Consider the following 12,626-nt stretch of genomic DNA (forward strand, 5'->3'; position numbering starts at 1 on the left):
CCAAATCTATGTCAGATGTAGCCGCCGTGGAGCAATTGGTCTCCAAGTACAATGCCTTACGTTCAGAAATTAAAAAAGTAATCGTCGGTCAGGACGAAGTGGTAGAGCAGGTATTGCTCTCCATCTTTTCCGGAGGACACGCCCTACTTATTGGGGTACCCGGACTGGCAAAGACATTGTTGGTAAACACGGTAGCACAGGCATTGGGGTTGAAATTCAAAAGAATTCAGTTTACCCCAGATTTAATGCCCAGTGACATTTTGGGATCGGAGATCTTGGATCATAATCGCGAATTCAAATTCATTAAGGGACCTATTTTTGCCAATATCATCTTGGCAGATGAGATTAACCGTACCCCTCCCAAAACGCAGGCGGCACTTTTGGAAGCGATGCAGGAGCGTGCGGTAACCGTAGCGGGACATCATTATAAATTGGATCTTCCATACTTCGTATTGGCTACACAAAACCCTATTGAGCAAGAAGGAACCTATCCATTGCCAGAAGCTCAGTTGGACCGTTTCATGTTCGCCATTAATTTGGACTACCCATCTTTTTCGGAAGAGGTAGAAGTGGTAAAAACCACCACCATGGGAGAAATGGCGACCGTAAATGCATTGTTTACAGCGGAGGAGATCATCGGTTTCCAAAAACTGATTCGTAAAATCCCTGTGGCTGATAATGTAATTGAGTATGCGGTTACCTTAGTAGGAAAAACAAGGCCTAAAAGTCAGGCGGCTACCGATACGGTAAAGAACTATGTGGATTGGGGAGCAGGACCAAGGGCATCCCAGAACCTTATTCTCGGAGCCAAGGCACATGCTGCTTTACATGGAAAATTCTCTCCAGACATTGCAGACGTACAGAAAGTGGCTATTGGTATTCTACGTCACCGTCTTATTAAAAACTACAAGGCTGAAGCCGAAGGGCTTTCCATTGAGGAGATTATTACCAGTTTATATTAAGAAACGAATACTATTATTCTTGTTCGTTCAACTTCTTGATGTAGTAAGAAGGTAATAATCCTGTACGTTTTCTAAAGTATTTTGTAAAAGAATCGGCACTTTTATATCCCAATTCTTCTGCAATACCTTGAATACTATATGATCTAAACCGTTTGTCTTCTTTGAGTTTTGCAATGGCATAATCTATTCGTAAATCATTGATATACCCATTAAAGTTTTTCTGATAATGTTCATTAATAACCTTAGATAGGTAGGATGTATTTGTATTGATTTTTTTAGCGGTATTGTACGCGCTACAATCTGTATCCAAAAAGAAGTGTTGAGTTTCAAGCCCCGTGAGTGCTTCCAGAATGGCATTTTTGGTTTCTTCCTTAACCGAAGAGACTTTGGTTGAAGTAGAAATTAGCGTTTCTTCTGGTTTTGAAGGCCGTTCCATTCTATCCATTAATGCTTCGAATTGTCTTTCCTTTTTCTTTTTCAATATCTGAGACCGTAAGAGAGCCAACAATAACAAGATTAACAATGGGATTCCAATCCGGGAAGTATTCCTAAGTAGATTGCTCTTACTGTCATTTTCACTTTGCAACGCGTCCAGTTCCTTCTTAAAATCAGCGATCTCCTTTTCTCGGATGCTTCGAGAGACCGAATCCATTATTTTATCCAAATTGCCGTTGGATCTTACGAACCATTCATAATAATAATTGGATTTCTCATGATCCCCAACCATTTTGTGCGATTTTGCCAGAAACTTTATTTCATCTGCCAGCCAGGAATCTTCTGTTACCTTACTAACGAGTTCAATGTAATCTTCCATTATAACAATTCCGTCTTGGTATTTTTTTTGACCATAGAATATATCTGCCTGTACTCTGTAATAAATAAATGGGTACTCCATTCCCTTACTGTAGAATTTTGCACTGTCAATGTGCTTTTGGGCTTTTTCATAGTCTTTGAGCAATACTGCTGTAAAGGCTTCAGTGCAATAAATTCGTGGAAACAAAAGAGGTTCGTCTATGTATTGCATCATTTTACCGAAACGTCTGCTGAATTTAACTATTGAATCTATTTCTGAAACCCCATCGAACTCTACTTCTGAATCTGCCTCATAAGTTCTGAGCATATAGATACGACATATGTAGTCTATTATTCGTGTTTGTAGCAAGGGAATATCCTTCTCAATTTCTGAGGCGTAATCTATTGTATTGTCCAATCGATATAGGATGCTTTTCAGCTTTTTAATTCCCTCTTCCTTCTTTTCTGAGAAAGTACTGATATAGGCGATAAGAGTTTCACTAATTATTTCGACCAATTTGTCTTGTTCTTGCTTTGCCAGAAGATAGCTTTCCTCGAAAGCAGACAAAGACTGAGGCCATGTGCCGGCCACAAAACCATGGTAGGCTTCCAACATTTTTAGTCTGGAACGGTAGGGGTAGACTTTGGCGTGTTGGGTTACAAATTTTCTGTACTGCTCTATATGGTCTTCGTAAAGGGACAAATCGATAGTCATAATGGGAATCCATGTCTTCATATAAAACCAATCTGCCTGCATTGAGATATCTTCTTTGTCTTTAATCTCTTCTAATAAGTTTTCCAATTCCTTATTTATGGCAATCGAGTCTTGGGGATATCTATGGCTATAATTAATGATAAGTTGATAAAGGCTTTTTCCTGTAAGTGCTTCAAATTTTTTGGTGGTATTAGGAGTATAGGCTTGTTGTGCGTCTGAATGAGTGCTGTATAATAAAAGAAATAGGGTGAAAAGGAAAATAACTTTCGCGAGCATAAGCAAAAATGGGGGTTAAGGCTTGTTAAGGTCAAAGATAATCGTAATAGATAGTAATTGAAAAGTATGTCCTTTTTATTTTGCCAACACCCCATTTTTATAAAAATAGGGTAGTCTTTGTTGTTGCGGCGACGGAGATGCATTTCCTTTGGTTTCTCAAAAAAATTCCCTCCATAGTATTAATTCTTAAATCACATTTTTTCAAAATGAGACAAACCTTTTATTGTGCTCTGGTTTTTATAAGCACACTTGTGCATGGCCAGGAGCAACCCAACGATCTGCCGGATTTTACACCGCCATCGCCCGAAGCCCATGCCATAACAAAATATGGCAATCAGACTATTAATGAATCTACAGGAAGAGTAAGCTCTTCCATCCCAATCCACAACTTTCAAGCGGGTCAATTGGAAATGCCGATATCCCTTAACTATACGGGAAATGGAGTGAAGTTGGACGACAATAATACATGGACCGGTGTAAATTGGGTCCTTAATGCAGGAGGCGTCATAACAAGAACCGTATACCACAAGCCCGATGAACTGTCATCACAACGGGTTTTTAAGGATGATATTGAAGCTCTGGGATTGGTAAATGCAGATGACGATGCTGTGGAATTTAATCAGTTTTTCAACTCGACCGGAAACCAATGGGATACCCAACCTGATATTTTCACTTTCTCTTTTGGTGGATATTCGGGGAGTTTTTATCTAAGCGATTACAATAGCAATCAATTCGATGATGACCCAAGTAATGATGCCATCCCCAATTTTACCCCTACATTGATTAACGTAGAATCCGATCTTAAGATCGAGATAGATGGTCCACTTTCCGACAATCAGAATAATTTGGTCCAACACAAGAAGTTTAAAATTACCACCACCGATGGGGTAGTGTATCATTTTGGAGGTGCTATGACAGAGGAGACCTCCATGGAGCAAGATTATCATTCCGTAGTGACTCCTCAAGCAGTAACATCCTTTTACCTTACCCAGATAGTACATCCCATTCATGGAAGCATTATTCTGGAATACGATAATGTCTTATCCTATAGGATCGCCACATCTCAGAGCAAGGAAATTAAAAGATACGCCTATGGAGTAGGGTTTTATGATGGGTGTGGAATGCCCAAATTTCTATGCGAACCCGTAGAAGGGGAAGACACTCAACATACTTCCTCCATTATTCTAAACAAAGTAATGAATGGGAAGTTCCTAAAGCGAATCTATACTAACAGCAATAGTCAGGAAATTATATTTAATTCCAGTACGCCAGGAGACAGTGGGTTTAATTTTGAAAGAGTGCTTAACAATATAGAAATTAAACAAGCAGGGAGTTTGGTAACAAGGGTCGAATTGGAATACCTAACCGATTATGAAAACAATGAAGCGCAGCGTTTCTTCCTAGAGCGAGTAGCTTTTAGAAAGAGCAATACTTCCAGTGATCAAGATCTTGCCTATGCATTTGAGTACAACGATCCCCTTGACTTACCAGCTCGATTTTCCACTTCGCAAGATGCCTTGGGATATTACAATGGTAAAAGCAACCCCGATGGATTACTCCCCGATCTGAGCGACCTTCCACCCGGATACGGTGGGCCCCAGCACGTTTTGGCAGGCTCCGGAATCATCGCCACAGCAGATAGATCTACGGACTTGAACTTTAAGCAGAAAGGAGCACTTGCAAAAATATACTACCCTACGGGAGGGCATACACTTTTCGAATATGAAGGGGAACAGGCCAAAGAGACGACACTGAGACATGTTGACCGAAAAGTATATAGAAACGATTATCCGGTCGGGAACGGAACAACTCATAATAACATTTTGAGCAACGGTATCTATATAGGCAGTTTGGGAGGAGCGAATGGAGTAGACGAAAACGGAAATCCCATTCAGGAAAACTATAGTCTCTTCGAATCTCAGTATATCGATATACATGTTGAGATAGAGTCCATCTCTCAAGTGTACAATCAAGATTGGGCAGTAATTAGGGTTCGTAATGTTCTGGACAATACCATTGAATTGGAACAGTCCATAGCGATGACTATTGAAACCGACTTTGACCCTGTCTTTTTTGAGCAACGTACCATTTCCCACTTTTTCGATAAGAACAAAGAGTATATCATTGAGTTGTCGTTGCCGAATAACTCTGGTGGACCTCCTATGAAAGGCATTGTCTACTTAGATTATAGAACGGGCTACCAATTGGTAGATGGAGAAGGGCTCCGGGTAAAACGCACTTCAGATTTTACTAGTGATGGTAGTTCCGCTCCCACAAACATTAAGCGTTATTACTATACCGGGGTTCAAAATGTCCTCAAGAATCCCATCGAGTATGTTGATGTGTATAAGAAACCCATTTTCTATAAAAAGGTAAATCTTTTGAAGAAATGTAGTTCTTGGGATGAGACCCCAATATTATGCGATCCAGAGATTGGTTCGGACGGAGAATTTATTTGGATTCGAACACCGTTCACTGGCTCCATAGACTCCCACCCGGGATATACACTGGGCATTCATCCAACAAATTACAACGAGCAGGTCATCAATAACTTTGAAGTAGTGACTATTAGTTATGGAGGGGATCACTTTGAAAATGGAGGGTTGGAAAAGCGCTTCATCAAAGATATAAGTAACGTGGTCATGGAGGTACATCCCCCGAAGATCCATACGATAGCGTATGTTGGCACCACCCAATCACATAGAGGGGCGGGCTGGCTCAACCTATTGCATGGAAAGCAGATAAAAGAGATCGTTTTAAAGAAGGAAAACGACACTTTATTCAAAATCAAAGAAAGTAAACAGACCTATCTGGCTCGCACACTTTCCTACCAACAATCCTTCGTAGGTTCCATTTTTAATGATTTTGGACCAGGGCCTTTGTTTCCATATGAGAACGTAGGATTGGGAAGGTATGAAATCCGTTCTAAGGAAATTGCACTATCATCATCAACCGATATCGACTACATCGATCCTTTCCCCGTCACTTGGACAGGAGATATTTCCCATCATCAAAACCCCTATGCCTATCAAGGTTGGGAAGGAGATGATCATGATAATGACGGTATTATTAATAGTGAAGATCTGGACTATTGGGCCCTACTAAATAATTATGACCCGCTTGCTGTTTTAGACGAATCTACTTTTAGAAAGATAACAATCAATACTAACAACGAATACAGCAGTAGTTATCCAGGGCAACCCACCAAAACTATTATGACGACTAGTACAGATGGAAGAACGGTGGGAACCGAATTAAAATATGTAGACGAGGCCGCTTCCATTGGAAGTGGGAACGAACTCATAAATTATCAAGCATTGGAAGGAATGCATCGAGTGGCTACCCCAATTTTGTCAACGTCTTTTGCGGAGGAATCGGGAGTATTTACAACCCTGTCCAAAAGCAAAACCGTATATGACGATTTCAACGGAAAATTATTACCCTCTTCCGTATACAGTGCCAAAGGGAATGATTCTTTGGAGGAACGTGTTGTTTTTGAAAATTATGACGGTCTGGGAAATCTTACGGAAGTAAAATTAGTCAACGGAAGCATTACCCGTTATGAATACAATGCCTATAATCAGGTAATCAGAAAGATTGAGAATTACGTCCCGCCTACGATTTCCTTGCCAAGTTCACCCAACCTTCCAGATTATTGCCAACTCATGTCACAGGCATTTCCAAATTCTTTGGTGACCGAATATTTCTATGATCCTGTGACCAATCTCATGACTTATATAATCGATGCGAGGTGCAATAAAGTCTATTACGAATATGACGAACAACTTCGTCTCAAATATGTAAAGGATAAAAATGGGAATATTTTAAGTAAGAACGAATACAATTATGCAATTCAAAACTAAAACAGACATGAAAAAAATAGTAATTAGTTTAGCAATAGTGCTTGTGTCTGTTATGGGATGGGCGCAAAGCCAAGATAAGAACTACATAAAGAATACTAGCTTTCAAGTTCCTGTGCAGAATGAGGCCGACATTGAAGCCCTTATCGAATATCATAAAATGGAGAACATTAATTATTTCGATGGCTTAGGGAGGCCTGAGCAAAATATTGTTCTTCGAGTTAGTGGTAATGAAGGAAGTGCCTCTCAAGCGAATGCATTGGTGAATGATTGGGAATTAGGGAGTTTTACTACACCCTTCTATCAAAGGATTGGACAGGATTCGGAAAATAATATCCTAATGGGTACAACTCCCTTCAATACGAACGATCTTTTATGGGAATGCGGTAATGATTCTGCAAGCGATGCCGATGGAGGATGGAATACAGTCTTCCAAGGTGTGGACAACACGCAAGCGTATCGCTATACCGTTTGGGTGAAACGTTCAGGGGATGTTCAGAATGGACGTGTGTACCATGGAACCAAGAATGTCAATAATTTGGATGGCACTCCCAATCCAAACCCATATTTCTTTGCTAACTATCTCCCTCAAGCGGATACATGGTATCTTATGGTAGGGGTAATTCATCCCTATGATTATGTGGGAGCCGATACGGGAGTGAGTGGAATATACGATCAACAGGGAACTAAGGTGCTAGACGGTGTCGAATATAAATGGGATGCATCTACCACGGTTTCGAGGTTCAGAAACTATCTGTATTACAGTACTGATGTGAACGTACGTCAATATTTTTGGAACCCACTATTGCAGGTTTTAGACAATGATGCTTATACCCTTGCAGAAATCATATCATTGCAGGAAACAACAAGCTATACCAAGACCAAAGACATAGTTACACCTGTGGTGTACGATTCTTATGGGCGTCAAACCAAGGAATATTTACCTTATGCGAAGGCAGTAAACGGAAAGTTTACCCGAACCGATGTTTTGCTCCCAGAATTAAACAATTACTATACAAATGCCTATGAAACGGATTTGAATGCTACTGCCCCTAATCCTTATGCCGATAGAGCTATAGAAGCTTCTCCTTTACAAAGAATACTAGAACAGGGTGCCCCGGGAAAAGATTGGAGTGTCAATTTCGCTTCAGACAGTGACCATACCATTAAGTTCGGTTATGAGACCAACACGACCAACGAAGTGCGATATTTTAAAGTGGCTTTCCCCAGTGGGAATACAGAAGAACCTCAATTAGTGGCAAATGGCTTTTATGCAGAGCAACAACTTTACAAAAGCGTAACCAAGGATGAAAACTGGCAACCGGGTCAAATTCATGAAAATGATCATACCACCGAAGAGTTTAAGAACAAACAAGGGCAGGTGATCTTAAAGCGCACATACAATGAGGGGTTGGTTCACGATACCCAATATGTGTACGACGATTTTGGAAATCTTACCTACGTTCTGTCCCCAAAAGGTTCGGATGGAGTTCTGGATGTAAATAATGAGGTACAGCAAGCCGTATTGGATGAATTGTGCTATCAATACCGATATGATTCCCGTAATCGTTTAATTGGAAAAAAAATCCCAGGAAAAGGTTGGGAATATATTGTGTATGACAAATTGAATCGCCCGGTACTAACACAGGATGCGAATCTTAGTGAAACATATCATTGGTTATTTACAAAATATGATTCTTTGAATCGCATCGTATATACCGGGAAGCATTATTACTATAAAGTAGAGAAAGGTGCCGATGAATATCGCATGGAACTACAGGGTATATTGGATGCGGAAACTACTTTAAATGAAGCAAAATCCTATGCCGCATCGGTAACGATTGGTGATATGAATTTGCATCATACCAACGATGCCTATCCTCGATTTAATTCGGAGGTATATACGGTTAATTATTATGACGATTATTCGCAGGATATAAATAGCCAAATCCCACACCCCGGAGTGTTTGTTTTAAATGGGCAAAGTTATGAGATCACCGGGAATACTAGGTCGCTTCCAACAGGAAGTCGAGTGCGCGTTCTTGGAACCAATCAATGGATTACCTCAGTTTCTTATTACGATGAAAAAGCACGTCCCATTTACGCGGGTACTAAAAATGATTACCTCGGTACTAAGGATATTGCAAAAACTGCCTTAGATTTTGTCGGCAAGGCCTTGCGAACCGAAAGCACCCATGAAAAAGATGGAACTACAATAACAACAAGGGATGCGTTTGCTTACGATCAGGCAGGACGTTTATTGCGACAGGAGCAACAAATAGACGACCATCCCAGTGAATTGATTGCCAAAAATGAGTATGATGTGTTAGGACAACTCTCTCAAAAACGAGTGGGAGGTGCACAACCCGGATTGAGTACTTATGTAAATACGGTTGGGGTCACCATAAATGGGAATACCGTTCAGAAAACAACGGGAACCTATACATGGGATGCTGGATTCTCAACCCAAGAAACTATTTCTGGAGATGGTTATGTATCCTATACCTTACCTCAGGATAACAAATATATGATGGTAAGCCTTTCCTACGAAGATTTAGGGGTATGGTATACAGATCTTAATTATGCCATGTATCACAATACGGCTGGAAATGTGACCATCTATGAAAATGGAGTGAATAAAGGACTGGTAACTACCTATGTTGCCAATGATCATTTTGCTATAGAGCGTAGAGGGCAAGTTGTTTATTATCTAAAGAATGATGAGGTGATCTATATTTCGGATGTGCCAACCAGTAATGCTCCATTAATTGCTGATGTAGCTATGTACTATGATGGCGGTATCATAAAGGATTTGGTGTTGGTAGATCTAGATAATGCATTGCAAGATGTGGGCTATGATTATAATATCCGAGGCTGGCTCACAGAGATAAATGACGCCGAAAACTTAGGATCCGATCTTTTCGGGTTTCGATTAAATTACAGCAACCCTGTAACACAAGGGTCCACACCCTTATATAATGGAAACATTAGTGAGACGTTATGGCGAACCAACAATACCTCCAATGATATGCGCGGGTATGGATACGATTACGATGCATTAAATAGAATAAAGGGTGCCAAATTTATTGTACATCTATTCGGGACTTATGCCTTTACGCCTCAGGAATTCCGGGTGAGTAGTATCGATTATGATAAGAATGGAAATCTCTTGCGATTGGATCGAAGGGGTCACTATGGAGGCCCTTCCAGCCCTGTTGAATTTATAGATAGACTCTTTTATACCTATGATGATGGGAATAAGTTAATGGAGGTCCTGGATAGCCAGACCAGTTTACCTGCGGATGATGGTTTTATAGACGGAAACAAAGTAGGTGCGGACTATAGCTACGATGCTAATGGTAATATGATAGAGGATAAAAATAAAGATATCAGTTCTATTATGTACAATCATCTCAACCTACCTACACGAATAACTGTAGATGGGCAAGGAGATATCCGCTATGCTTATGACGCTACAGGGATTAAACAAGCCAAGTCTGTTACCGAGGGCAGTAACACGGTGACCACCAAGTACGCAGGTAATTTTATCTACGAACAAAATGGAACCGGGGAATCGCTTAAGTTCTTTAACCATCCCGAAGGCTATATAGAGCCCATCGTCACATCGAGCGCAGTCGAGATGTCTTATGTCTACCAGTACAAAGACCATTTAGGCAACATCCGTTTGTCCTATACCGATAGCGATGGCAATGGAGTTATTGACCCCACTACCGAAATTGTAGAAGAGAATAATTATTATCCTTTTGGGCTGGAACACAAGGGTTATAATAATGTAATAACGTCAACAAATCCAGCCCAGAACTACAAGTACAATGGAAAAGAGTTAAATGAAGAACTTGGGTTGGATTGGTACGATTATGGGGCTAGGAATTATGAAGCAGCATTGGGGCGTTGGATGAATATTGATCCTCTCGCCTCAAAATACGATGCATACTCACCCTTTAGCTATGCATTTAACTCTCCTACATATTTCATAGATCCTGATGGGAGAAGAATTATTGGGGCAAGTGGTGAAGATTCTGATAAGGTCGTTGAAGATGTACATAAAATTTTTGCTGATTCAAAATTTGATGACTTTAGGAAACTTGTCAAAAGAGATAAAGGATTTCTTGGAATCGGAAAATCCAGAAAGTTGGCTAAAATTGATGCTAGTGATTTGGCGGGAGCTTTAGATGGAGTACAACTTTCCGAGTCTGAGCAGGCGCTTGTTGATACGGTTGTGAATACCATTAACTCTGGAGATAAACATAAAATAGAATTTGCTAAGGCAGGAGACAATCTTTCTAGTGGCGCTCTTAATGTATTTAAGGATGATATCACCGCTATGAGTATAAATATTCAAACACAAACAGAAAAAACAGGAGGTGTGCCAGTTAAAGCAGTGAATAGTCAAGGAGGTTCAGTAACAAAAGAAACTAATAATGGTACATATTCTCTTGTTGTTGAAGGAGGAAGTAGTCCTTCTGACTATTTTAACACTCAAACAAATGCGCGAGCGGCAAGTCCAGGAGGGAGAGAATTATCAACTGGGCATGAATTATTTGGTCATGGTAGGTCACTCGCTCTAGGAAGGGGTATTGCAAATCAGCATATAGATGGTATTCAAATGGAAAATTTAATTATTAGGGTTATGGGACATGGGAATATTCAAAGAGATGGAACTGACCATCAAACTGATGTGCGAATTCCAAACGCACGTCAAATACCTGACTACCGCTAGCCTGCCTGTCTGTAGACAGGTCTGTGACTAGTGGTTACGTACAATCGCTAACAGCAAGAGTAAGTAATGGGATTAAGAAAGGAAACCAATTTTGGTTTCCTTTCCTTAAAGCTGAAAAAGGAGATTAATTAGAGTTAAAAAACATAAAAAAATAAAAGAAGTACATACAAATGATAATAAACTTGTCACGCCGGCTTTTAACAACCCTATGCCTACTAGTAACCATAGTTACATTCGGGCAAAAAAACCGAAGAGTAGATTTAAAATGGAAAATCGATAAAAATGAAAAACTTAACTATTCTACCCTAATGAGGGATATTGATACTTCAGCGGTTGAAATGGACTTTGGGGGACTATTCAAATCCCTCATGGATATCACTAACGACAAACTGGAGGAGAAAAGAGAGTTTTTGGAAAAACTAGGTAAAGAATTCAATAATTCCGAATATGTTACCACTCTTTCAAACAAGGGAAATGGTATTATAGATGTTATAATGATCCACAAACCAAAAGTAGATCGAAAAGAAATTCAATACGATACTACCAACAGTGACTTGGGAGAGATTTTGAAATTGAGGCAGTTAATGGATCAAGGTGCTATGCTTCGGGGTTCGGTTTACGAGGAAGGTCCAATCCATAGTTTTTGGGTTAAAAGCAAGCAAAAAAATGTAATAGCACTCTTTTTCGAACTGCCCGACCGGCGGGTAAAGGTGGGGGACAAATGGTCTATCGATATCAACTTAATTGCAAATGATCAAAATTTCGATTGCCATACTTCTCATAAAATAAATGAAGTCACATTGATAGAACTCAAAAAGGTGAATGGGGAAAAAATAGCCGTACTTGAATATAATATTGAAGAGTATGTTAAGGGTGATTTTAATGCGGCCTATGTTTTGGGAGGTGATGATAAAAAGTTAGAAACTATGATGAAATTTTCATATCAAGCAATGGCAGAATTTTCAGTGGACAACGGCCGTTGGTTAAACTATGACGGAATTATGAGTGTTGAAGGAACTGGAGCGTTAACTACCCATAAAAAAACAATATTCACATTGAATAAAGAATGAAAACCTTATGTCACCGCTGCTCTAAGACAAATGGCTTCATACAGTTCAGTTGTTTTATTGCAAAGAAGCAAAATATATGAGGAAGAATAATTAATTCTGCAGAAGACCACTCAACAGCAACGTTGGGTGGTTTTTTTAGTTTAAAATTAACATAGAGGAGGGATTAGTTCATGTAAACTTCAAATTGCCACTGCGGACTGAAAACTGCAG

Annotated in this window: 5 protein-coding genes; 4 read left to right on the forward strand and 1 reads right to left on the reverse strand. The window is 39.9% G+C overall.

Going from position 1 to position 12,626, the window contains the following annotated elements:
• Positions 1–8: 8 nt before the first annotated feature.
• The gene (locus POV27_RS20070) at positions 9–962 is read left to right on the forward strand and encodes an AAA family ATPase (RefSeq protein ID WP_272864585.1); all 954 of its coding nucleotides are present in this window, start codon (positions 9–11) and stop codon (positions 960–962) included.
• Positions 963–975: 13 nt separating this feature from the next.
• Here POV27_RS20070 and POV27_RS20075 read toward each other — a convergent pair whose 3' ends face one another.
• Positions 976–2,745, reverse strand: a complete 1,770-nt coding sequence (locus POV27_RS20075) for a helix-turn-helix domain-containing protein (RefSeq protein ID WP_272864586.1) — start codon at positions 2,743–2,745, stop codon at positions 976–978.
• A gap of 206 nt (positions 2,746–2,951) precedes the next feature.
• On the opposite strand from POV27_RS20075, the gene POV27_RS20080 reads away from it, so the two are divergent.
• The 3 genes from POV27_RS20080 (at position 2,952) to POV27_RS20090 (ending at position 12,416) form a co-directional block, all read left to right on the forward strand.
• The gene (locus POV27_RS20080; protein WP_272864587.1) at positions 2,952–6,608 is read left to right on the forward strand and encodes an RHS repeat domain-containing protein; all 3,657 of its coding nucleotides are present in this window, start codon (positions 2,952–2,954) and stop codon (positions 6,606–6,608) included.
• 7 nt (positions 6,609–6,615) lie between these two features.
• Positions 6,616–11,346: a DUF6443 domain-containing protein gene (locus POV27_RS20085; RefSeq protein ID WP_272864588.1), complete on the forward strand. Its 4,731-nt coding sequence runs from the start codon at positions 6,616–6,618 to the stop codon at positions 11,344–11,346.
• 170 nt (positions 11,347–11,516) lie between these two features.
• Positions 11,517–12,416 carry a hypothetical protein gene (locus POV27_RS20090; RefSeq protein WP_272864589.1) on the forward strand — a complete coding sequence of 300 codons (900 nt, stop codon included), beginning with the start codon at positions 11,517–11,519 and terminating at the stop codon, positions 12,414–12,416.
• Positions 12,417–12,626: the final 210 nt, after the last annotated feature.

The organism is Aureisphaera galaxeae (assembly GCF_028561275.1).
In the GTDB taxonomy this organism is placed as follows: Bacteria; Bacteroidota; Bacteroidia; order Flavobacteriales; family Flavobacteriaceae; genus Aureisphaera; species Aureisphaera galaxeae.

Excerpts from the sequence above, each read along its gene's own strand:
- POV27_RS20070 (WP_272864585.1), top strand. The coding sequence starts at position 9 with ATGTCAGATGTAGCCGCCGTGGAGCAATTGGTCTCCAAGTACAATGCC.
- POV27_RS20075 (WP_272864586.1), bottom strand. The coding sequence starts at position 2,745 with ATGCTCGCGAAAGTTATTTTCCTTTTCACCCTATTTCTTTTATTATAC.
- POV27_RS20080 (WP_272864587.1), top strand. The coding sequence starts at position 2,952 with ATGAGACAAACCTTTTATTGTGCTCTGGTTTTTATAAGCACACTTGTG.
- POV27_RS20085 (WP_272864588.1), top strand. The coding sequence starts at position 6,616 with ATGAAAAAAATAGTAATTAGTTTAGCAATAGTGCTTGTGTCTGTTATG.
- POV27_RS20090 (WP_272864589.1), top strand. The coding sequence starts at position 11,517 with ATGATAATAAACTTGTCACGCCGGCTTTTAACAACCCTATGCCTACTA.